This is a genomic window from Bradyrhizobium sp. IC3123, from assembly GCF_020193625.1.
In the GTDB taxonomy this organism is placed as follows: Bacteria; Pseudomonadota; Alphaproteobacteria; order Rhizobiales; family Xanthobacteraceae; genus Bradyrhizobium; species Bradyrhizobium yuanmingense.
In genome coordinates, this window is the sequence record NZ_JADYVF010000013.1 from 74737 (window position 1) to 97214 (window position 22478).

Consider the following 22478-nt stretch of genomic DNA (forward strand, 5'->3'; position numbering starts at 1 on the left):
CACACAGAAGCGCGACTGGCAGGGGCCTATGACGCACCGCCGAAGGCTGAAATCCGCAACCAGGTATCAACCGGCACCGCTTTACGATCGGTCATCGCGGATTGGTGACGAGTACCGCGGTATGCATGGGAAAAGAGACCCGCCGGCTCCCAGGTCGGCGTTTTTTTTTATTGGGTTAGCCGTCCTGGCAGCTAATGCCGAGTCTGTCGCAAGTGAGGGCGAATGAATCTTTCGACTTGGAATCTTCAAAGCAAAACCTAGTGCCGATCTCAGCTCGATCGGTCCACCAACTGACGTTAGCAGCTTTCGCGATGCGGGAAGCTTCGCCTCGTAGCAAGTCGAGCTGTTTCCCGGCTGCACGAACAATCAGGCAATTCTCTTCGGGCATAAAAGGGCCTCCAATAGCAATTTGGACACGGCAAAACTGTCGAGACAAAACCAAAACTTGCGGCGGGATACAAAGCTAGCTGGGGACGGAGCCCCGTCAGCAAAGGCCGCAGCAGGCCGCTTCCTCGATCCAGGGATAGTGCTTGGTTGTCGGTCAGATCCGACGTTTGAAAAGCTCGTTGCTCAAGTGTTGCTTAATATTTTTCCGGCCGACGCTCGCCCCGGGAAGCGAGCTTGAGAATGCGCTCAGCGACCTCTACTGCCGACCGCTTCTGCTGGAGCGCGAATGGCGGGCTCGAAAGAACCTCATCAAGAAACGTCGCAAAGCATTTGCAAGGTGGCGGCATCGTAGCCGAGCCTCCAAATTAAGAGAAACCAGAAAAACAGCGGTGCCGAGCTCGAATACGCGTCTCGGCAGCGCCTGTTTTCAAACTGAGCACTGAAATCCCGTTGGCGTTTATCAAGCAACGGCCATGCCACAATCATATGACAGGCTGGGCCGACCCCAACATCCGCTCTTCGACCCGCTGCAGTTGTCCAGCGAACTCAATTCAGGCGAGGCAGGCAACGATCGCAAGCACCACATCGGTGCCGAGCTCGGGTGAATAAATCCAGCAGAACAATCCGGCACCAAGGACGGCCGCAATTCCTTGAAGTGCAATCATCTGAAGTCTCCCCATGAAAAGGTCCAAATGGAAGACTGGCCCCCGTCTGTTTCCGGGATGCTTCGATCGGAGGGGGAAGGTGTTTCGTTCACCAACGTGTTATCGAGCACGGCGGTACCGCTCTGGTCCGCGCCCCCCCAGCTCACGTTGGCGGGCTTCTCTCTTGCGGCTCTCCCCGTTTAAATGGGTTCGATAACTGGGAGGATCGCAATGCACAAAATGATCACCGTGGGAGTTATGACTGCCGCGCTCATCCTTGCGGCCTGTGGCAGAGAGCCTGGACCTAAAGGTGATCCAGGGCCGCAGGGGCCGGCCGGCCGGCAGGGTGCCCAAGGGATTCAGGGGGTACCGGGACCACAGGGCCCAGCGGGTGCGCAAGGACCACAAGGGCCGCAGGGGCCGAAAGGTGAGAAGGGAGACAAGGGCGATCCGGGGACGGTCAATATCCGCTCAGTGCAAGCTGATGGCGCCGTCAATTGCGACAACAGCGAAACGCTAGTGTCGGTGTTCTGTCCAAGCGGGGGCTCAGTCGACGGAGCGAAATGCGGGACGTCGCCGACAGTCGGGCTTTGTTTGAAGAAGTGAGTGCTCGGGCCCGCCGGTTCACGCTGGCGGGCCTGCTCCATTAAGCAAACATTAACCATAAGCGCTCACCTTGCCGGGCAACGGCTAAGGAGCGCTGACATGAAAGTACTCTTTGCCTGCTTTCAAACCGTGCTCGCAATCGTCGTTCTGGTAGACGCAGGAGTGTTGCACCTGCTTTGACTGCGGGGTGCCTTCGCAGGTTCATGCAGCCTCTGGCTCGGGCGGAGCTTGCTTCTTCATGCTGGAAGCCATTCTCATCCTGCTGGTGATCGGAGCCGTGGCCCTTCTCCTTACGGCCTTTTGGGGCCTGCATAGGCACGTATGAGCGGCACGGCCCCGCCAGGGTGAAACCGGCGGGGCTCGAAGCTTAGGGAGGCCAGATTTGATAGCCCTGCTTATTGAAGGTCTCGGGATCGAAGCCGATCAAGCCTGGCACCGTGACATCCTTCACCTCCTTGATCCGCTCCCAAGAGCCGACCTTGGGCGGCGGCAGGTTGCTTCCGTCAGGTTCTTTTGTAATGGCCGTTTGAGCGCCAGCCTTAAACACATAACCCTTCACGCTTTACTCCTTAAGAAAATGCCCCCGAGGACCGGGGCAAATTTCTGCGGACAAAGCTGATGGCGCCGCTGCCCGGTCAGAGCTCTCACGGCGCCGCGCTGATAGAGCGACGAATGCTCAGAGGCGCTTCGGACTCATAAATTGCGGTGGCTTGCCGCTCTCGAGATCCCGCCTAACGTCAGATCCCCGACTGCCGCATTCGCCGCAGACGAAGCGCGGCTCGATATCAGACAGGCGAACATCGTCGCGCCAGCGATCTGCGCTCAGAGCGATGTGGTGGCCGCAATGGCAGTAGACCAGGACTCCGTGAAGGCCCATCTGCGCATCTGGCCGAAGGTGATCTTGAGCGGCCGGCCGGCGTGGTAGGCGTGTGGTGGCGTGCAGGGCGAGGAATGCCCCCCTCAAGGCGGCAATGTAAGTACCTCGCAAATTATCGATCCCTTGGAGCTCATCCGTCGCGCGATCTACCGCGCGTCGTGGGCGTGGAAAACGACCTGCCGTGGTCCGGCCGGTTTAGGCTGGCGGCTCTCTATTGCGGTACTTTCCCGCGACTGCCAGAGTGGTCCGCAGGTTTCGAGACGATTGTCGTACCAATGGCCAGCAGACATCACATGCCAAGCGACAGGACTGAGTAGCCTTTGAAGCAACCGGCGCCCAGAACGGTTCAGGAGGCTCGCGCGAACGCGCGGGCAGCCGAGCTAGCCCCTCTTATCGAAGCTCTCCAGAAGTCCGGTGCCACGTCCTTGGGGGCGCTTGCAAAGAAACTCAATGAGACCTGCGTTCCTACGCCAGCCGGGCAAGGCAGATGGTCCGCCACGCAAGTCTGGCGAATCCTCAAGCGCTTGCGTCAGATCTCACATGGCCCTTGAGGAATTGTTGAAATCCGGGCGGCGACGGGACATCAGCCGTGCCGGCCACAAATGCAATCCCCCTCAGGCATGCCTGTTAACGCTATGGCTGCATCGGTAATCGGCGCAATAGACCGCGACGCTTCGCACGGCCATCACGCGCATCTGGCCGAAAGTGATCTTGAGAGGTCGGCCGTCAGCATTTGTGGGTGTGTGGCGTCTGGCGGGGCACACAGAAATCAAAGCAGCACCGCTGCCACTGGCAAGTTACCGAGTCGTATTTCAAAGGGGCCAGGCCGCGCTACGTCTGAACGGCCACCTACCAACCAACGGAGGATTTTCCCGGCCCCCAACTCCACTTTCTAGGCAAGTAGAGATCAAGAGGACCATCCGCAGACGCCGCGGACACCGAGAGGTCAACACTAACTTCTGCACTTATCGTTTGAGCGTGGACTGGAGCAACCTTCGTGCGTTGTTCGCCCCCGTCAGTGCTCTGAGCGACTTCCGTTGACATGGCTAGGGCCTCCACTGAGCGTAGAAGCCTAGCAACGACGGTTGGCGAATGCTGTAGCGGAAATGCGACAACTTCTGCGGAAGCGCGCCGCCCGGTCCTTTGTTTCACACCCGTAGTATATCGTGAATTGCTGTCTTGATGCCCGCAGGAATTAATGGTCGGGCTATGGTGGCAGGCTTTTTGATTGCTGGCGGCGTTGCCGTGTTGGCTCTGGGCGTCACATTCGCCGCCGTGAAGTATATGGACGGTCGGACGGAGCGAAAGCGCCACTAGAAGCATCGGTACCTATGCGGCGCTACGGGGCTTGAACCACTTCGTTGGCAATCCAATGTGGTAACCGCGCAGGCGAAGCTCTTGCTCGGTTCGGTTCAGCGTTTCGGAAATGAACTCGACGGGCGCGCCGAGATGAACAAGCACTCACGCAGCATCTCGTCTTCTTGTCTGGTCCAGGAGGAGCGGGCCTGCTTCATATTGGAGATTGGATGTATGTTGGAAGTAAACGGCTATCGTACCTCTCGTTGCCGAACGCTCGATAAATGCTTTGTGCGCGGCAGCCCGGTCTTTTCGAGATCTCTGAAACGTTGAAATTTTGAGGGTCTGCCCGATCGCCCAGCAGATTGCATGAGGTTCTGGGAACACGAAAGCTTAGCTCATCTGCGAGCTTCGACGTGGGGACTTGTCGGTAAGGCTTCGCCTAAGCCTCAAAGCAGAAGGCCGGCTCAAAAAGCCGGCCTTTGTTTCTTTAGTGGAGATAATCAGTACCTGGCAGCGACCGGAGCGCCAAAACCACCAAAACGGTAGTTCACCCGAACCAGAGCCAGATCTACATCCTGTCCGATACGAGCGGTGCCGAAAGTAGCCCCAGCTGGCGTGGTGAAAATCGTGTCATGGTCGTCCAGGAAGATATGGTTATACTCGAAACCGACCGACCAGTTCGGAGCGAAGCCAAATTCGACGCCAGCGCCCACGGTGGCACCCCAGCGCGTGTCGCGTGCTGACGCCAGGAGCGTACCGGCACCAATGAAGCCAGGCGGAATATAGGTGTCGTAGCGATTGCCAACCACCGCTGCACCGCCCTTGACGTAGAGCAGGACGTTGTTCCAGGCGTAGCCCACTTGGCCGGTAATCAACCCAAACGCATCGATCCGGGTGTGATTGTCGAAACCCGTGGCAAGGCCAATGTTGCTGCCGCTGAAGTCCGCCCAGTTGCCCTGGCCTTCAACGCCGAAGACCCAGTTGGCTGATTGCCAGCGGTATCCGATCTGGCCACCAACCGTTCCGCCGCTGGCGTCATGGCAACCATCGGCCACAGCCGGCACGACCGGAACAACGCCAACCGCCACGATATCGGCGCAAGTACGCGAAGAGCCCCAACCGCCGTTGACGCCGATGTAGAAGCCGCTCCAGTCGTAGATAGTGGCCACCATTGGCGGAGCCTTGGTCATCGGACGAGCGGCCAAGTCCGCCGCACTGGCGGGAGCCGCTAGACCAAGTGCCAGAGCACCGGCCGCAGCCGCGAAAAGTTTTCTCATTCGAGTGTCTCCCCAATAATAACAAGTTCAATGAATCAGTGCATTCGCCCACCTGCCAAACTGAGCGTACTCACCTCAGGCAGAATTGCTGTAGCTCCGGCGCAACACCCGTGCTCTTAAAGAAGCCTAATTCTACAGGTACTTAGGGAACTAAATGCACTCTATCGTGCACACAACGGCAGGTTTGATACCGCAGCTCTTAAGGGCGGAACGAGAAAAACGTATCTCGGGCTGGAGTTCACCAGCGGCGCCGGCTTGGACAACGGGTGTTGCTTTCCCATCACATCGCGGCTCGTGATTTAGAAGTTGGAACCGCTGCAGGATCGCGGGAAGGGCGTCGGGTGAGTGCTACCTGCGCGAGGCTTTCTGGCGAGTATGACGTCGGCTGTCGAAGCCGCTGACCAAAGTGTACCGCTTTTCACCAAGGCGCCCACGGCTGCTAGGCATCAAACCTGGACAGGATTGCATGTAGGCGGGAACGTCGGCGGCGCTTGAGCAAATCGCACTGTGAATCTCGCAGGTGATCCGCTTCCGCTTTCCTCTTCAATCTGGAGTTCCGGTCTTAGCTCCCTTGCAGGGCAGGTTGCTTTCACAGCCTAAGACCTCTCAATGAGTAGTGTTAGCGGAGGCTGGCAAGCTAGCTGGCGTTGAAGGTGACTTGAGCGCGGCGAGCTTGCGCGGAAGAGCCGCTAAACGCTCGATCATTTGTTCGGGAGAGGCCGCGGCGAGCATCGTCTTCTTGATCTCAGGAGTGGTTCGTGAGGTACATCCGGTCGCGCCGGCGGATGCTAAGGCTGGTGGTCGGCGGCGGCCGACGGATGCGGCGGGAGTTGATGGTCGTCGGCGAACAGAGTTGCGGTGTCCAGGCCTTCCGTTTCGTCGCACATGGCTTGCTCTCCGTGAGCCCCAGCAAGCGCTTGGGACCCACCGAAAACTGAGCTCGGTCAACCGCGAGAGTTTGTTGGCTTTTTCGACAGTGCACGAAGTGTCTGAGATTTAGCGGTCCGTCGGCGTTCTCGATGGCATTGTCGAGCAACGAATCGATCCCGAGTGAATCAAGGCAAACTCCAGACAAAACCAACATCACGAGGACATCATTGCGATCGCTTCATTTTTCAAGTCGCGAGGACTCACAACTCCCACAATTTGACAGACAAACCTCGGACGTGGCCGGCTTCCCCTCTCGGAGGGAGCCACCATGGTCGAACCGCCGCTCTATTACGAACATCAGGTACTGAAACGCTTGAAGCTCAGGGCCTCCGAGCTCGAGGAGCTTCTGAATATCGGCATCGTCTCGCCGGTCGGGCGCAGGGGGAGCGACCCGCTTTAGTGCGTGGAAGCGATCGTCTCGCGACAGAATACCACAACACGAGGATGAGCGGCAAACACATAAATCATGTCCAGGGGCCGCGCGCGTATGTCCAAGGCGCACGCCCAAAGGTGCGCGGGGCCGTCTAACGTCGATCATTTCGCCCCTGGGCTTTAGCTCTTGCTCGAAAGGCAAAACGTTATGTGCTCATCTCTCGCCCCCCGTACAAACGTCATTCTTCTGAAAGTGAAATCGGCCGCGCTCTCGCGCGCACGAAAACCAACGTCATCCTGATCATTGAAGAGGGGGCGCCCTCGTTCAGTGCCAAGTGAGCTCGGGAGTGGCCGCCGCGATGTTGGCGCCGCTCAAGGGGAAAGCTGCCGGCCAGTTCCGCGCGCTCGCTGGCAACCTAGTTGAGATTGACGCCCTGGTGACGCTGCCGATGGCAATGCGGATGCTCAAGGCGAAAGACGGCGCGCAGGCTCGGTTGCAGCTCAACTGACGCCGACCGCGCCGAGCAAGGTCGCGCCGTCCATGATCAGCACGCCGCCGGGGACAGGCACCAGCGCGCCCTTGGCAATCGTGTTAACGGCATGCATTAAATGGGCCTGCTCCTGCGCGCGCTGGAACAAAGCGCGCGAGCCCATGCCCATGGCGAGCGCGCCGGGGGAGCGCCCGGCGTGCGCTGATGAAGGCAAAGTACTCGAACAGCTTCCGCAACAGCGGGCTGCCGTTGCGCAAATTGCCAGCGGCGCGAAACGCGACGCAAGGCCGGCATAGCGCGGCAGATATCCGACCAGCCGGTCGCAGCGTCAGGCTGTGCGAGGCGGCGCGCGCGGCCAGCACCTCGATCTCATCTTGGCCACGTCGACATCAACAGCACATTCATGCCGGTAGGCCAGGCGATGTTGGCCGATTTGTTGGAGCGTTTTGCGCCGGCAAAAGTGCGGCGGCTCAACGGGCTTGAGCGCTATGAGCGGGCCGCTCTGGTGAGCAGAGGCGGGCGCATCGCGTTCCCAAAGCAGAGGATAGTTGAGCAACGGCCACTCAGCTTCGTTCTGGAAATCTGCGTTTTGCCGCACGATGGTCTGCAAAGCTCAAGACGGCCCGGAAGCTCGGATTGTGCGGGCTCGACAATTTCAACTGGGATACGCCAGTGTGCTGATCTGCGTGCTGGACCTCGGGTTTCTTCAATTTAGGCCAGAGCGTCGAGGTTGCTCATTCAATAGTGCCACAGCATCGGCGTAGATGGTCCGAGACGGCAGCGTTCTTGGGGGCGATCTGCGAGAATCATCAGCTTGCGTTGGCTCGGCGGCTGGCCAGCGATCGAAAACGATCCATCTGATGCACGAAAAAGAGCCGATGAGTTCAGACAAGATTTGTTGATGCCGAGTAGGAAAGTTGGCCCAGGTCCTGGGCCGCATCTTGACAACCTCTAGGACAGCGCTGGCGAGTATGCCTGGCGCGCCGGTGATTTCGACGAGAGGATGTGCGTTATCTCAAAAGATGGAGCATTTCGCTTGCCGAAGGAGCCCCAAGCCTTGCCACCGATCCACTCAATCCATTCGACGCGCCCCAGTCTGCCTTGAAGGTGACCCGTCGCTCGGCTTCGGTGCGCCAGGTTAGAAACTGGGACAACGCATCCATCATGTCATCGGTCTTGCCGAACGGAAACGAGACGTACTCCAACATAAAATCGTCGAGCCAGGGTGCCGTTCGCGGCAAGATGAGCGAGCCGGCCTGCAGCTTTGCGGTCTCGCCGCTCATACGCGTCCGCTTGTCTTTGGTCGGTTTGATCGCAACAATGCCTTGCAGCCCAACCCGCATGAGCTCACCAGCCAGCGGAGAGCCCATAGCTGTATCTTCGATGAGCACGGCATTAGGCGCGTGTTTGGCTACTTGCGTCTGCATGAGTTGGCAAAGCTCGTGGAAGGCAACCTTTCCTCGCCAAACGTCAATAAGATGATACTGGTTCCGATTGCGGACAAGAAAGGCCAAACAAGTCGAGTAGTTGCTGTTCTCGCTAGCTTTCGCGGCCATATCGCAGGAGAGTACGACTTCGTCCCCCGACTGACGGGTCGGAACGACATCATACGACTGGAGCCATTCCCGCTTGAGGTCATTCCCCTGATCCGGAGCGGGATCTTGAAGATATTGTGTTTGAAATACCAGCGATCCCACTTGGCTCTTGAGGTCGTCCAATACTTGGAGGGGTTCTCTCGCTTGTAGAGGGTGTCCTTGTTTCCAAACAAAGGATCGATTCTGCAGCCGGATCTTCGTGTCCTGCGCCGCAATAGCCGGAAGCACCAGATGATCCCAGCCTCCTCTTTCGATGAGGTGGCCGGTTAGGTCTTGCTGGTGCAGGCGCTGCATCAGGACGATGATGCCGCCTTTGGACTTGTCATTGAGGCGCGACATGAGCGAACGATCAAACCACTCGTTGCAGTGCTTGCGCGTCACATCGGAAGCCGCCCCGGCTGCGTTGAGCGGGTCATCAACGATGATGGTGTCGGCGCCAAAGCCGGTTAAAGTGCCGCCGACGGACATTGCTAACCGACAGCCCCCATTCGTTGTCGCGAGCTGATTCTCAGTGCTCTTGTCCAGACGTGTTGAAAATAGCGCGCGGTACCAGGGCGATTCCATAATTCGTCGGCAATCGGCCGAATGCTTGTTTGCTAAGTCTTGGGAATAGCTGACGCATATGAACTTGTGAGTGGGATCTTGGCCCAGTCTGAATGCGGTCCACGCCACCGAAACGAGATAGGATTTGAGCGCGCGGGGCGGCGCGTTGATGATCTGTCTTGTTGCGCGTCCAATGCTGCCATTTAGTCTTTGGGCGACCGATTCATGAAACCATTCGTGCGAATACGTGTCGCTGGAAAAGACGTAGAAGGCCTTCATGGCGAAGGCAAGAAAGTCGCTGCGATAGATCGCATCGCGTTGGGCTGGGGTGGAGATCGGCACGGATCACTCCTCATGTTTGGAATGGCGGCGTAGAAAATCTGCAATAATCTCTTGATCATGCTCGGTGACGATTGTGGTCTCGCTGTGGGATTGCTCCCCGGGCTCGAACTTCATGATCATGTTGAACAGTTGCGTGCAGGCCTTGGTATCGCCCTTTGCGGCCCGCTCGAACAGTCTGAGGAGCACGAGCTCCTGCCGGCTCACCAAGCGCGGTTCGCCATCCTCGCGAATCTGGACGCGCCTTTTCATCATGCTGCTCAGGTCCGTCCTGAGATTGCGCGATCCCTTTGGCCGACCCTTGGGATTACCTGACTGCCCCTTCGTAAAGCGCCCTGAAATGGGCGGGCGGCCGTAGCCCGCCCCTTGATCGTCAGTCACGAGCGTCTCCCTTGCGAGAGGGGCCAGGCAGCAGAAGCGGCCGCGCGTAAGTCAGGGCGGCGGCCGCCGCTTCTCGGTCGGCAAAGCTACGGCCAGTCCTGACGCAGATTGCGGTCTGACCGGTGTGATTTTGCCAACGGCGTACGATGACGTCGCAATATAGCGGGTCGATTTCTAACAGAGCGGCGCGCCGGCCGGTCTTCTCTGCGGCGATCACGGTGGTTCCGGATCCTGCGAAAGGATCCAAAACAAGGTCGCCGCGCCGTGTGCAGTCCTTGATCACGTCGCTAATCAAGGCAACAGGCTTCACGGTGGGATGCAAAGCCAGCAGCTCGTCGCGCTGCCGGCCAAAGCTGTTGATGCCCTGGTAGGTCCACAGATTGGTTCGAGTGCGGCCGTGGACGCCGAGCTCAATGTTGTTGATGTGCGGCGCGGTGCCGTTCTTGAACACATGAACGAGTTCGTGCTGGGAGCGGTAGAACGAACCCATGCCGGCATTGGTCTTGGCCCAGACGCAGGTGTTCTTATGCTCGGCGTAAACACGTCGTGCCGCGGTCAACAGCTCGAACGAATGCCGCCAGTCCATAGATATGTAGTGCAGCGAGCCATCGACGCTGTATCTGGCGGAGAGCACGCAGGCCGTGGTCAAAAATTCGGTGAACTGTTGCGGCGTCATTTCGCCGGAGGCCATGGCGAACTCGCGGTGCTTGATGCTGCCGCGGCCGCTGACATGGCCGTCGACGGCAACGTTGTAGGGCGGATCGGCGATCACCGCGCGTGCCCGCTGATCGTGCAGGAGGGTCTTGTAGGCTTGCTCGTCCAAGGCATCGCCGCAGATCAGCCGGCTGCTGCCAAGCCGCCAGACGTCGTCTCGCCTGGTGACCGCCGGCACGGCAGGTCCAAGCTCGGGCAGGCGGTCATCGTCCCCGGAGGGCTGATCCAGGATCAAATCGATCTCTGGCGTGTCAAATCCGATCGCGTCGAAATCGAAGTTCAGATCGACAAGGACCTGCAGTTCCTCTCTGAGAAGTTGCAGATCCCAGGTGCCGTTGGCGGCGATTTTGTTGTCGGCGAGGGCGAAAGCCCGTTTCTCGGCCGGCGACAAGTGTCGAATAATGACGACCGGTAATTCCGATATCCCGAGTTGCTCGGCAGCGGTGACGACCGCGTTGCCGTAGATGATCTTGAGATTTTCGTCGGCGCCGATTGGTCTGTTCACTCCAAACGTATTGATGCTCTTGGCAATTTGATCGATCTGCTGCTGCGGATGGCGGCGCGGATTGCGGGCATTTTTCGTCAGAATCTGTACAGGAAGATAGTCGAGCCACAGTCTAGGGGAGTTCGACTTTTCGATGGGCATGACTGCTCCGGCGCAAATAAAGGCCCTCTAAGCACCGGAATATCGGCTCTGTAACAGAAGGACGGGCGCTCTCATCGATGAAATGAGCCGGAGGACGGCTCAAAGCCGAAAGGCACGCGTGGTCGTGGCCCGTGATAGGCCAATCCAGCGGCAACGAGATCACCTCAAGGTTGGGGTGGGCGAGCCGGTTGGTTTTCCAACCGACCCAGCGCCGTCCCCTTGGCCCGCCTAAAGCGGAATTGGGTTGGGCCGGCTCGGGAATTTCAGGCTTGCACGCCATGCTCGCCGCTGAAGTTCCGGTCGCCCCACACCCGCGAAGACCAACCGGAACCAGCCGGGGGAAATGACTGACGATCGACCTAGATCGCTTCGCCGCTCCGATTTTGAAATCGGCGAAGTGATGAACTTGTCAGCCTGCCTTGAGCGCCTTGGCGGGTCCCTGTTTCGGACGGGTGCATTGCCTGTTCTACACCGGACATTTCCCTGTTCCAGTTTTGTCGCTCCGCGGCCGAGATGCCCAAGATTTCAAGGCACTTCCCACGTGTTCATGCGTCGCGGTCCGGCACGCTGGAATGATTTTCCCTGCAGAATTCCCTGTTCGCAGGGAATGGAATTTTGGAGTTTTAGCGCTCGTCCACGATGATCTTGCCGTCATTCGGCAGCGTGCCGGGACCGACCAGCTCGACGGCTCCTCCGAGCTTCGTTATCGCGCGCAAGCTGGCCGCGATGTCGTCGCGTAGCGAGTCGCTAGGGGGCGCAGCTTCCGCTCTCAACGTCATGGCGTCGGTCTCGCCTTGGCGCGTGACGATGAGGCGAAGTCTTCCGAGCCCCGCGTGGCGCTTGCCGATCTCGGCGATCTGCTCGGGACGGACGAACATGCCCTTGATCTTGGTGGTCTGGTCGGCGCGGCCCATCCAGCCCTTGATGCGCATGTTGGTGCGCCCGCACGGGCTCGTGCCGGGCAGGGCCGCGGTGAGGTCGCCGAGCGCGAGCCGGATCCAGGGATGGTGCGGGTCGAGCGAAGTCACGACAATCTCGCCGACGTCACCTGGTGCGACCGGATCGCCAGTGCCGGGCTTGACGATCTCCAGGATCAGGTCCTCGTTCACCACCATGCCGTCGCGGGCCTCGGTCTCGAAGGCGATGAGGCCGAGATCGGCGGTACCGAAGGCCTGGTAGGCATCGATGCCGCGCCCCTTGATCTCGGCCTGGAGCGAGGGCGGAAACGCTGCGCCCGAGACCAGCGCGCGCTTGATCGAGGAAACGTCACGCCCCGAGCTTGCGGCGGCATCGAGCAGGATCTTCAAGAAGTCCGGCGTGCCGCTGTAGCCGACCGGCCGGTAGGCCTCGATCAGCTCGAACTGCTGCTCTGTGTTGCCGGGGCCGGCGGGGATCACCGCGCACCCTAGCGCCCGCGCCGACGCATCGAAGATGAATCCCCCGGGGGTGAGATGGTAGCTGAAGGTATTGAGGACGATGTCGTCGGGGCGGAACCCGGCTGCGAACAGCGCCCTTGCGCCGCGCCAGGGATCGGCTTGTCGCCCTTCCGGCTCGAAGATCGGGCCTGGGGAGGTAAAGAGGCGGGCGAACGAGCCAGGCGCCGCCGCCACGAAGCCTCCGAAGGGCGCGGAGGCCTTGTGCAGGGCGGGCAGTTCCGACTTGCGCAACACCGGCAAATCCGCCAGAGCCGCCCTGGAGGTCACGGCGGCGGGATCGAAGCCTTTCAGCCGCTCGGCATAGGCCGGGGCGGCCATCGCGGCTCGCAGCACCTCCGGGAGGCGGGCGAACAGGTCGGCCTCGCGCGCGGCTTGCTCACGCGTCTCGCGGGCGTCGTAATGGGCGGTCATGGCTGTTCTTTCCGTGTTGGCATCCGTTGCGCGCCGCCACCGGCATGGCTATCAGACCGCCAGTGGCGAGGCTTGAAAGGGACCCGATGGCGGACGAAGGAATCATTGCGGCGGACGAGGCGTCGAACGTCGTTGCGCGCCTGAAGCGCCGTATGATCGACGAGGCGCTGCCGCTGTGGTCGACGGTCGGCTGGGATCACGCCGCAGGCGGCTTCATCGACCGGCTGCACCGCGACGGTGCGGCGGATGCCGCCGCGCCCCGGCGCGTGTTCGTGCAGGCCCGCCAGATCTGGTGCTACGCCAAGGCGGCACAGATGGGCTGGTATCCCGAGGGGCGCGCGATTGCGCTGAAGGGGCTGGAGCACCTGCTGGCCAAAGCGAAGGCGCCCGATGGCCGGCCCGGCTATGTGCACCGGCTGACGCCGGACGGATCGGTGCTGGATGCCCGGCGTGATGCCTATGACCACGCCTTCATCCTGTTTGCGCTCGCCAGCGTCTATGCGCTCGACCAGGATGCGCAGGTCCGCGCCGAGATCGATGCGCTGCTCGCCTTCCTCGACGGCCACCTGCGCTCGCCGCATGGCGGCGTTCACGAAGGCCTTCCGGTCTCGCTGCCGCGCCGGCAGAACCCGCATATGCATCTGTTCGAGGCGATGATCGCGTGCTTCGAGGCGACCCACGATCTGTCGTTCCAGAACCGTGCCGGAGAATTCTTCGCATTGTTCCTCGCCAACCTCTACGACAAGCAGAGGCACGTATTGTCGGAATATTTCGAGGAGGACTGGTCGAAGATCGAGCCGGTCAGCGTCGAGCCGGGTCACCAGGCGGAATGGGTCTGGCTGCTGAAGAGTTTTGAACGCATCACGGGATGCCCGACCAGCCAGCGGCGTGCGGAATTGCTGGAGACCTCGCTGCGCTATCGCGACGAGGCGACGGGCTGCCTCGTCGACGAGGGCGACGCAAGCGGCAACATCCGCCGCAGCACGCGCCGGCTGTGGCCGCAAACCGAGATCGCGAAGGCGTGGATCGCGCAGGCCGAATCCGGCGAGGCGGGTGCGGCGGACGAGGCGCGCGCGGCGCTGGTGCGGCTCGAACGGCATTATCTCAGCCATCCCGTCAAGGGCGGCTGGTACGACCAGTTCGATCGCGACGGCAAATCGCTGATCGACACCATTCCTGCGTCGTCGTTCTATCATGTTCTCTGCGCGGTCACGGAAGCCGAGCAGGTGCTCGGCTAGGCTCCTTGTGGATCACAGCCAGCGCTTGCGCCGCTTGAAGCTCTTGAGGTTCTTGAAGCTCTTGCGCTGGTCGCCGGCGCCGCCGAGGTAGAATTCCTTGACGTCCTCGTTGTCGCGCAATGCGTCGGCGCTGCCGTCGAGCACGACCTTGCCCTGCTCCATGATGTAGCCGTGGCTCGCCACGGAGAGCGCCGCGCGCGCATTCTGCTCGACCAGGAGGATGGTGACGCCGAGATCGCGGTTGATCTTCTGGATGATCGAGAACACCTCTTTCACCAGCAGCGGCGAGAGGCCCATCGAAGGCTCGTCCATCAGGATCATTTTCGGGCGCGCCATCAGCGCGCGGCCGATTGCGAGCATCTGCTGCTCTCCGCCGGAGAGATAACCGGCAAGGCCGGTGCGTTCCTTCAAGCGCGGGAAATAGCTGAAGACCATGTCGAGGTCGGCGTCGACCTCGCGGTCCCGGCGCGTGAAGGCGCCGAGCTTGAGATTCTCGAGCGAGGTCATGTCGGCGACGATGCGCCGGCCCTCCATCACCTGGAAGATGCCGCGGCGGACGATCTTGTCGGGATCGATGCCGTTGATCCGCTCGCCCTCGAACAGGATCTCGCCGCGCGTCACCTCGCCGTCCTCGGTCTTGAGCAGCCCCGAGATCGCCTTGAGCGTCGTGGACTTGCCGGCGCCGTTGGCCCCGAGCAGCGCCACGATCGCGCCCTTGGGCACGTCGAGGCTGAGGCCGCGCAGCACCAGGATCACATCGTCATAGACGACCTCGATGTTGCGCACGGCGAGGAGGGGAGCGGACTCCACGGCGGTTGGCTTGGCGCGGGATGCTTCGAGGGTGTCGGTCATGCTTCAAAACTCCGCTGTCATCGCCCGGCTTGACCGGGCGACCAGTAGTCCAGAGGCGCCTGAGATTCATCGAGAAGCCGCAGCGTACTGGATCCCCCGCCCGGGTGCGCAATTGCGCACAACGCGAGGGATGACAGTGTTCGCGTGGTGAAAGCCGGGCTCACCACCCCAGCCATTCCGGCTTGCGCGGCAGCTCGACGGTCTTGACCTTCTCGAGCTTGATCGTGCCGTTGGCCATCAGGTCGTTCAGGTCGGCATTGGTCGAACCGGAGACCTTGGTGCGATAGAGATCGACCTTGAGGGTGCCGCGATGGTCCTTGTTGGTCCAGGTCGAGGGATTGCAGACGCCGTCCATGCCGGCCGGCACCCAGTCCTTCTTCTGGTAGAAGCCCTTGGCGACGTTCTCACCGGTGGCACCTCCGTTCTTGGCGGCCCAGTCGAGCGCTTCCCTGGCGTAGAGAGCGCTACAGACGCCTGCGATATAGTGCACCGGGCGATAGGCCTTGCCGCTTGCATCCGATATTTTCGAGATTTCCATCACCGTCTTCATGCCTGGCGCGTTGCCGCCCCAGGTTACGGCCGTGCGTAGCGGGAAGACGACGCCGTCGGCGGCGTCAGCCGCGGTCTTGGCGGCGTTCTCGTCCATGCCCCAGACATTGCCGAGGAACTGCACGTCTACGCCGGCGGTCTTGCAGGCCTTGAGCACGGAGATGTTCGAGGCTGCGGTGTTGCCGAGATAGGCGTAGTTGGCGCCGGAGCTCTTCAGGCTGAGGCATTGCGCGGAGTAATCGCCGGGCGTCAGCGCGAACACGATCGGCGGCAGCACTTCGAAGCCGAGCTCATTGGCGATCGCCTCGCCGGCGGCCTTCGGCGCGTTCGGGTACGGATGATTGCCGCCCATATGGACGAATTTCGGCTTACCGCTCTTGCCCTTGGCCTTCCAGTCTTCCGCCGCCCAGGTCACCAATGCCCGCATCGCGTCCGAATAGCTCGGGCCGTAGAAGAAGTTGTAGGGCGCGGGTTTGGCCTTGCCGCTCACGCCTTCCGGATCGGTCAGCGCCGCCGCGTAGGAGGCGGAGATATAGGGAATCTTGTCCTGCGCAACAAAGCCGGTCAGCGCTTCGGTATCTGCGGTACCCCAGCCCATGATCGTTGCAACCTTGCCATCCGGCGCCGACCACTTCTTGTAGAGCGCGATCGCGCGCGGCACCTGATAGCCGTAGTCGTTGGTATCGAGGTTGACCTGCTTGCCGCCGATACCGCCGTTCTTGTTGATCCAGGCAAAGGTGTCGGCGACGGCCTGGCCGTAGGGCGTGCCAACGTCCGACGTCGCACCGGAGTAGTCGGCGAGATGGCCGACGGCGATCTGGGCCTGCGCACCGGCCGCAAAACCAGCGATCGCAAACGCGAGCGACGCGGTGCTTAAAAGCGATTTGGTCTTCATGGGTTGGTTCCTCCTGTTATCGTTTAAGTGAAGTAGCCGTGCTCAATGCGAGAACGGGTAGAGTTTCCAATACGCCTTGATCTGTCGCCAGCGATGCGCGAGCCCATCGGGCTCGAACATCAGGAATGCGATGATGATCACCCCGATCGCGATCTCGCGCAGAAAGGTGATGTTGGTGTTAAGCGAGAGCGCCTTGTCGATCGCGCCGCCCTTCAAATGATGGCTGATGAACTCCATCGCCTCGGGCAGCAGCACCACGAAGGCGGTGCCCATCAGCGTGCCCATGATCGAGCCGGTGCCGCCGATGATGATCATGGCCAGGAACAGTATTGAGCGCTCGATGCCGAAGCCTTCCTGGGAGACCACGAGCTGATAGTGCGCGTAGAGCGCGCCCGCGATGCCGGCGAAGAAGGCGGCGAGACCGAACGACAGCGTGCGGTACCTGGTGAGGTTGATGCCCATGATCTCGGCGGAGAGATAATGGTCGCGGATCGCCACCAGCGCGCGGCCATCGCGCGTGCGCATCAGGTTGGTGACGAGGATGTAGCTCAAGAGCACATAGGCCAGCACGACGTAGAAATATTGCCTGTCGCCCCGCAGCGTGTAGCCGAAGATCGAGAACGGCTCGGCGCTCGCCGGCACCGAGCCGCCGGAGAACCACTCGGCGCGCGAGAAGAAGTCGAGCAGGATGTATTGAGCGGCCAGCGTTGCAATGACGAGGTAGAGTCCCTTCAGCCGCGCCGCGGGGATGCCGAAGATCAACCCAACCAGCGCCGTCACGAGTCCCGCGAGCGGGATCGCGAAGAACACCGGGATCGGCGCATTATTGGAGATGTAGGCCGAGGTGAAGGCGCCGAGCAGGAAGAAGGCCGCGTGTCCGATCGAGATCTGGCCGGTGAAGCCGACCAGGATATTGAGGCCGAGCGCCGCGATCGAGAAGATGCCGATCTGGATCAGAATGCTGAGCCAGTAGCCGCTGAAGAGTTGCGGCGCGAGGCAGAGCAGCGCGACGCCCAGAATCGCGAAGTTGCGGCTGGTGGTGGTCGGGAAGATCGTGGTGTCCGCGGCGTAAGTGGTGCGGAAATCACCAGCGGGAATGAGGGCAGGGCCGGCCATGGATCAGATCCGCTCGATGTCGTGGGTGCCGAACAGGCCGTAGGGCTTGATCATCAGCACGATGATGAGAACGTAGAACGGCGCGATCTCGTAGAGATTGCCCCAGTGCAGATACTCGCTGTCGACATATTGGGCGACGTTCTCCAAAAGCCCGATGATGATGCCGCCGAGCACCGCGCCGCCGACGGAATCGAGCCCGCCGAGGATCGCCGCCGGAAACACCTTGATGCCGTAGGCAGCAAGGCCCGAGGACACGCCATTGACGACGGCGACGACGACGCCGGCGACCGCCGAGACGGTCGCCGAGATCGCCCAGGCCATCGCGAACACGCTCTTGACGGAAATGCCGAGCGACTGCGCCACCTGCTGGTTGAACGCGGTGGCGCGCATCGCAAGGCCGTACTTCGACGCGCGGAAGAACCAGGCCATGCCGATCATCATCGCGACCGACACCACGAGGCTCATGACGTAGACGGTCTGGATCTGCAGTCCGAACAGGCTGACCGACTGGCTCTCGAACACGCGCGGGAACGGCTGCGGATTGACGCCGAACATCCATTTCAGCGTCGCCTGCAGCACGGTGGAGAGGCCGATCGTCACCATGATCACCGAGATGATGGGCTCGCCGATCATCGGCCGCAGGATCAGCACCTGCACCGCGATGCCGAACACGAACATGAACACCAGCGTGATCGGCATGCCGATCCAGAACGGCACCTGGTATTTCGCCAGCAAGGCCCAGCACACCCAGGCGCCGACCAGCAGCAATTCACCTTGCGCGAAGTTGACGACCTGCGTCGCCTTGTAGATCAGCACGAACGACATCGCGACTACGCCATAGAGCGTGCCGACCACGAGGCCGTTGACCAGGAGCTGGATGAGGAAGGCGGTGTTCATGTTGGGTGACTCAGCCCGTCATTGCCGGGCTTGACCCGGCAATCCATCGATGAGGAAGGAAGACTGTTCGGAAGAGGATGGTTGTGCGGGTCAAGCCCGCGCATGACGAGGATCTGTATCACTCCGCAGCCTCCGCCATGTGCCCGTGCCCGCCGAGGTCCACCACGCGCAGCGTCGTTCGCACCCGCTGTGTGGTGCCGTCCTGGAAGCGGATCACGGTGTCGACGGGGATGTCGGAATCGCCGCGGTAGATGGCATCGATGATGCCGGCGTATTTCTCGTTGATGACGCCGCGGCGCACCTTTCGCGTCCGGGTGAGCTCGCCGTCGTCGGCGTCGAGCTCCTTGTAGAGCAGCAGGAAGCGCGAGATGCGCTGGGCCGGCGGCAGCGTGGCGTTGACGGTCTCGACCTCCTTCTGCAGCAGCGCGTAGACCTCCGGCCGTGAGGCGAGGTCGCTGTAGGTCGTGAAGGAGAGGCGGTTCTTTTCCGCCCATTTCGAGATGATGGAGTAGCGGATGCAGATCATTGCCGCGAGCGCGTCGCGGCCGGCCCCAAGCACCACAGCTTCGGCGATATAGGGCGAGAATTTCAGCTTGTTCTCGATGAATTGCGGCGAGAAGCGCTCGCCGCGGGAGGTCTCGGCGAGATCCTTGATGCGGTCGATCACGACGAGCTGGTGGTTGGCGTTGAAATAGCCGGCGTCGCCCGAGCACATCCAGCCGTCCTTGATGTCGGCGACGCTGGCCTCGGGGTTCTTGTAGTAGCCGAGGAACATGTTGGGGTGCCGCACGACGATCTCGCCGACGCCGTGGACGTCGGCATTGTCGATACGGATCTCGACATTGTCGGCCATCGGTACGCCGGTGGTATCAGGATCGACCTTGCCCTCGGGATGCAGCGTGTAGGCCCCGAGCAGCTCGGTCTGACCGTAGAGCGTGCGCAGCGGCACGCCCATGGCCTGGAAGAACTTGAAGGTGTCAGGCCCGAGCGCCGCGCCGCCGGTCGCGGCCGAACGCAACCGGGTGAAGCCGAGGCGATCGCGCAGTGCGCGGAACAGGATCGCGTCGGCAAAGCCCGAGCGCTTGCCCTGTTCGAGCGCGGCAAGGCCCGACTTCATGCCGATGTCGAACAGGCGCTGCTTGAAGGGCGTTGCGTCCATCACCTTGGCACGGACGTCGGCGGCAATCGATTCCCAGACGCGGGGCGCGAACAGAACGAAGGTCGGTGCGATCTCGCGCAGATCGTTCATCATCGTGTCCGGCTCTTCGACGAAGTTGATCTTCATCCGGCAGAGCAGACCTTTGCCGAGCACGTAGACCTGTTCCATGATCCAGGGCAGCGGCAGCACCGACACGTATTCGTCATCGGGACCCTTGGGGTCGAAGGCGAGATAGGTGGCGCAATGGCCGAGCACGCGTCCGGCGGCGAGCATCGCGAGCTTCGGATGCGAGGTGGTGCCCGACGTCGTGCAGAGAATCGCGACGTCCTCGCCCTCGGTGGCATCGACCAATCTGTCGTAGAGTTCCGGCTCGCGTGCTGCCCGCGCGCGGCCGAGCTCGGCGAACTTCTCCGCCGGCATCAGGCGCGGGTCGTCGTATTTCCGCATCCCACGCGGATCGGAATAGATGATGTGCTTCAGCTTCGGCACGCGCTCTGCAAGGATGAGCAGCTTGTCGACCTGCTCCTCGTCCTCGGCAAAGACCAGCTGCGCCTCGCCGTAGTTGAGGAGATAGGAAGCTTCCTCGTCCAGGACGTCGCGATAGAGCCCGAGGCTGAGGCCGCCAATGGCATGCGTCGCAACTTCTGCCGCGACCCAGTCGGGCCGGTTGTCGCCGATGATGGCGATGACATCACCGCGGCCCAGGCCGAGCTCGATGAGGCCGAGCGCGAAATCGCGCACGCGGGCCTGATAGTCGTTCCAGGTGAAGATGCGCCAGAGCCCGAGATCCTTCTCGCGCATCGCGATCTCGTTGCCGTGCTCCCTGGCATTGAGCCGGAGCATCTTCGGATAGGTGTCGGCCTGCGCGACGCGGCCTGCATAATCCATCATGCCGCGCTCTCCTGCGCCGGAGACGCATCATCGGGATCGACCAGCACCTCGTCCTCCTCGCCGAGATAGGCGCGCCTGACGTGCGGATCGGCGAGCACGGTCGCCGGATCGCCTTCGGCGATCTTCTTGCCGAAATCCAGCACCATGACGCGATGGGAGATATCCATCACCACGCCCATGTCGTGCTCGATCATCACCACCGTCATCCCGAACTCCTCGTTGAGATCGACGATGTAGCGGGCCATGTCTTCCTTCTCCTCGAAATTCATGCCGGCCATCGGTTCGTCGAGGAGGATCAGGCGCGGCTCCAGCGCCATAGCGCGGGCGAGCTCCACGCGCTTGCGCAGGCCGTAGGGGAGGGTGCCGGCGGTGGCCTTGCGCACCGGCTGCAGATCGAGGAAGTCGATGATCTCTTCCACCTTGCGACGGTGCTCGAGCTCCTCCTTGCGCGCGCCGGTGAGCCAGTACAGCGAGCCCGTGAGGAAATTGTTCCTCAGCAGGTGATGGCGGCCGACCATGATGTTGTCGAGCACGCTCATATGGTGGAATAGCGCGAGATTCTGGAAGGTGCGGCCGATGCCGAGTGAGGCGCGGGCATTCGGCGTCAAGCCGGTGATGTCGCGGTCCTGATAGAACAGCTGGCCTTCGGTCGGCTTGTAGCGGCCGGAAATACAGTTCACGATCGAGGTCTTGCCGGCGCCGTTGGGGCCGATGATCGAGAACAGCTCGCCTTCCCTGATAGCGAAGCTGACGTCGGTCAGCGCGCGGACGCCGCCGAATCGTAAGGACACGCCGCGCACTTCGAGACTGGTAGCCACCAAACGAATCCCTCCCGGTGATGGCGCTTGATTGGCGCTCTTCCGTTCCTGTCAGGCGATCCTAGTACGGTCGTGCCGGCCAGACCATGCAGCTATTGGTCTCGACCGGACCGGCGCCACCTTCGTTCCCGTGAGGGATCAAAAGCCGCATCGCCCGAGGTGGTCCTCAATAGGGGAAAGCGCTATTTTGAAATGTCGCCGGCCTGACAATTCTGCGACAAAGTTGTCGGGCCGAGCGGGTCTTCATCTTTCGTCGGATGGATGGCCGAAGCGATTCTGTTGCAGTGCAACAGGAGCATGGGGTGACAGAACGGTGCGGCTGGCTTCGAGATCATGATTTCAGAGGATCATCTGAAGCGCATTGCCGCCTGGTCGCGTGAGCTCACACCAGCCGAGATCGAGGTCGCGCGCGCCGGAATTACGGAACGGTCCTACGGCACCGGCGAGAGCGTGTTCATGCGCGGTGATATTTTTGCCTATTGGGCCGGCATGGTGGGCGGCCTTGCCCGTATGGGCGGGGTCTCGCGCGACGGCAAGGAGACCAGCCTTGCCGGGCTGACGGCAGGGGCCTGGTTCGGCGAGGGCAGCGTGCTCAAGAACGAGCCGCGCCGCTACGACGTGGTCGCGCTGCGCGACAGCCGCATCGCGCTGATGGAACGCAGCGCCTTCATGTGGCTGTTCGAGAACAGCGTCGGCTTCAACCGCTTCCTGGTGCGCCAACTCAACGAGCGGCTGGGCCAGTTCATCGGCATGCTCGAGGTCAACCGCACGCTCGATGCCACCGCGCGCCTCGCCCGCAGCATCGCCTCGCTGTTCAACCCGATCCTCTATCCGGAATCGACTGCGCATCTGGAGATCACCCAGGAGGAGATCGGCGCGCTCTCCGGCATGTCCCGGCAGAACGCCAACCGCGCGCTGAACCGGCTGGAGAAGGAGGGGCTGCTGCGGCTGGAATATGGCGGGGTCACGATCCTCGATATCGCGCGGCTCGGGAGCTACGGGGAGGAACGATGATCTGCGCATTCCCGGTGCTTCAGTGCTCATAGAGTTCGACCATCGCGCGTCGGACTCGCCTTACGTCGAGCGGGTATGGCGCAGCCGGAGCCGGCGTGGCG

At 61.5% G+C, this 22478-nt stretch carries 16 protein-coding genes and 2 pseudogenes; 4 read left to right on the top strand and 14 right to left on the bottom strand.

Features of this window, described 5'->3' with window-relative positions:
* Nucleotides 1-2004: 2004 nt before the first annotated feature.
* Complete coding sequence (locus I6F20_RS30810) at nt 2005-2196, bottom strand: hypothetical protein (protein WP_109143106.1); 192 nt, start codon at nt 2194-2196, stop codon at nt 2005-2007.
* Nucleotides 2197-4313: 2117 nt separating this feature from the next.
* Nucleotides 4314-5090: an outer membrane protein gene (locus I6F20_RS30820; RefSeq protein ID WP_225129317.1), complete on the bottom strand. Its 777-nt coding sequence runs from the start codon at nt 5088-5090 to the stop codon at nt 4314-4316.
* A gap of 1198 nt (nt 5091-6288) precedes the next feature.
* Here I6F20_RS30820 and I6F20_RS38030 point away from each other — a divergent pair.
* Nucleotides 6289-6420: a hypothetical protein gene (locus I6F20_RS38030; protein ID WP_275945413.1), complete on the top strand. Its 132-nt coding sequence runs from the start codon at nt 6289-6291 to the stop codon at nt 6418-6420.
* A gap of 319 nt (nt 6421-6739) precedes the next feature.
* Nucleotides 6740-6901, top strand: a complete 162-nt coding sequence (locus I6F20_RS30825; protein ID WP_158284381.1) for a hypothetical protein — start codon at nt 6740-6742, stop codon at nt 6899-6901.
* Here I6F20_RS30825 and I6F20_RS30830 read toward each other — a convergent pair.
* From I6F20_RS30830 to I6F20_RS30855, 6 genes and pseudogenes are all read right to left on the bottom strand, one after another.
* Nucleotides 6897-7076, bottom strand: a pseudogene (locus tag I6F20_RS30830) (heme-binding protein); the annotation flags it as partial. The gene I6F20_RS30825 and the pseudogene I6F20_RS30830 sit on opposite strands and share 5 nt — an antisense overlap.
* A pseudogene (locus I6F20_RS30835) lies at nt 7066-7298 on the bottom strand (hypothetical protein); the annotation flags it as partial. The pseudogenes I6F20_RS30830 and I6F20_RS30835, both read right to left, overlap by 11 nt.
* Before the next feature lie 595 nt (nt 7299-7893).
* Nucleotides 7894-9363, bottom strand: a complete 1470-nt coding sequence (gene terL / locus I6F20_RS38235; protein WP_225129318.1) for a phage terminase large subunit — start codon at nt 9361-9363, stop codon at nt 7894-7896.
* Between the two features lie 3 nt (nt 9364-9366).
* On the bottom strand, nt 9367-9741 hold the full coding sequence (locus tag I6F20_RS30845; RefSeq protein ID WP_146207709.1) for a DUF5681 domain-containing protein: 375 nt from the start codon (nt 9739-9741) through the stop codon (nt 9367-9369).
* Entirely contained in the window at nt 9734-11101 is a 1368-nt protein-coding gene (locus I6F20_RS30850) for a site-specific DNA-methyltransferase (protein ID WP_109143112.1), read from the bottom strand. The genes I6F20_RS30845 and I6F20_RS30850 overlap by 8 nt, the downstream gene beginning before the upstream one ends.
* Nucleotides 11102-11724: 623 nt before the next feature.
* The gene (locus I6F20_RS30855; protein WP_225129320.1) at nt 11725-12948 is read right to left on the bottom strand and encodes a phenylacetate--CoA ligase family protein; all 1224 of its coding nucleotides are present in this window, start codon (nt 12946-12948) and stop codon (nt 11725-11727) included.
* An 86-nt stretch (nt 12949-13034) separates the two neighbouring features.
* Between I6F20_RS30855 and I6F20_RS30860 the strand changes: the two genes are divergently transcribed.
* Entirely contained in the window at nt 13035-14186 is a 1152-nt protein-coding gene (locus I6F20_RS30860) for an AGE family epimerase/isomerase (RefSeq protein WP_225129322.1), read from the top strand.
* A gap of 12 nt (nt 14187-14198) precedes the next feature.
* On the opposite strand, the gene I6F20_RS30865 is transcribed toward I6F20_RS30860, so the two are convergent.
* From I6F20_RS30865 to I6F20_RS30890, 6 genes are all read right to left on the bottom strand, one after another.
* Complete coding sequence (locus I6F20_RS30865; RefSeq protein ID WP_225111905.1) at nt 14199-15038, bottom strand: ABC transporter ATP-binding protein; 840 nt, start codon at nt 15036-15038, stop codon at nt 14199-14201.
* Nucleotides 15039-15198: 160 nt separating this feature from the next.
* Nucleotides 15199-16482, bottom strand: a complete 1284-nt coding sequence (locus I6F20_RS30870; protein WP_225129324.1) for an ABC transporter substrate-binding protein — start codon at nt 16480-16482, stop codon at nt 15199-15201.
* Nucleotides 16483-16524: 42 nt separating this feature from the next.
* Nucleotides 16525-17598, bottom strand: coding sequence for a branched-chain amino acid ABC transporter permease (locus I6F20_RS30875; protein ID WP_036015700.1), 1074 nt, complete (start codon nt 17596-17598; stop codon nt 16525-16527).
* A 3-nt stretch (nt 17599-17601) separates the two neighbouring features.
* Nucleotides 17602-18495: a branched-chain amino acid ABC transporter permease gene (locus I6F20_RS30880; protein WP_018643253.1), complete on the bottom strand. Its 894-nt coding sequence runs from the start codon at nt 18493-18495 to the stop codon at nt 17602-17604.
* A 118-nt stretch (nt 18496-18613) separates the two neighbouring features.
* A complete protein-coding gene (locus I6F20_RS30885; protein ID WP_225129326.1) occupies nt 18614-20545 on the bottom strand; it encodes a long-chain fatty acid--CoA ligase in 1932 nt (643 codons plus the stop codon).
* A complete protein-coding gene (locus I6F20_RS30890; protein ID WP_225129328.1) occupies nt 20542-21363 on the bottom strand; it encodes an ABC transporter ATP-binding protein in 822 nt (273 codons plus the stop codon). Before I6F20_RS30890 ends, I6F20_RS30885 begins: the two co-directional genes overlap by 4 nt.
* A gap of 333 nt (nt 21364-21696) precedes the next feature.
* Here I6F20_RS30890 and I6F20_RS30895 point away from each other — a divergent pair, with 333 nt between their 5' ends.
* Entirely contained in the window at nt 21697-22377 is a 681-nt protein-coding gene (locus tag I6F20_RS30895) for a Crp/Fnr family transcriptional regulator (RefSeq protein WP_036015705.1), read from the top strand.
* Nucleotides 22378-22478 lie beyond the last annotated feature (101 nt).

Bases quoted from the DNA above. Each gene is read 5' to 3' on its own strand.
- I6F20_RS30820 (WP_225129317.1), bottom strand. From the start codon at position 5,090: ATGAGAAAACTTTTCGCGGCTGCGGCCGGTGCTCTGGCACTTGGTCTA.
- I6F20_RS38030 (WP_275945413.1), top strand. From the start codon at position 6,289: ATGGTCGAACCGCCGCTCTATTACGAACATCAGGTACTGAAACGCTTG.
- I6F20_RS30850 (WP_109143112.1), bottom strand. From the start codon at position 11,101: ATGCCCATCGAAAAGTCGAACTCCCCTAGACTGTGGCTCGACTATCTT.
- I6F20_RS30855 (WP_225129320.1), bottom strand. From the start codon at position 12,948: ATGACCGCCCATTACGACGCCCGCGAGACGCGTGAGCAAGCCGCGCGC.
- I6F20_RS30860 (WP_225129322.1), top strand. From the start codon at position 13,035: ATGGCGGACGAAGGAATCATTGCGGCGGACGAGGCGTCGAACGTCGTT.
- I6F20_RS30865 (WP_225111905.1), bottom strand. From the start codon at position 15,038: ATGACCGACACCCTCGAAGCATCCCGCGCCAAGCCAACCGCCGTGGAG.
- I6F20_RS30870 (WP_225129324.1), bottom strand. From the start codon at position 16,482: ATGAAGACCAAATCGCTTTTAAGCACCGCGTCGCTCGCGTTTGCGATC.
- I6F20_RS30875 (WP_036015700.1), bottom strand. From the start codon at position 17,598: ATGGCCGGCCCTGCCCTCATTCCCGCTGGTGATTTCCGCACCACTTAC.
- I6F20_RS30880 (WP_018643253.1), bottom strand. From the start codon at position 18,495: ATGAACACCGCCTTCCTCATCCAGCTCCTGGTCAACGGCCTCGTGGTC.
- I6F20_RS30885 (WP_225129326.1), bottom strand. From the start codon at position 20,545: ATGATGGATTATGCAGGCCGCGTCGCGCAGGCCGACACCTATCCGAAG.
- I6F20_RS30895 (WP_036015705.1), top strand. From the start codon at position 21,697: ATGATTTCAGAGGATCATCTGAAGCGCATTGCCGCCTGGTCGCGTGAG.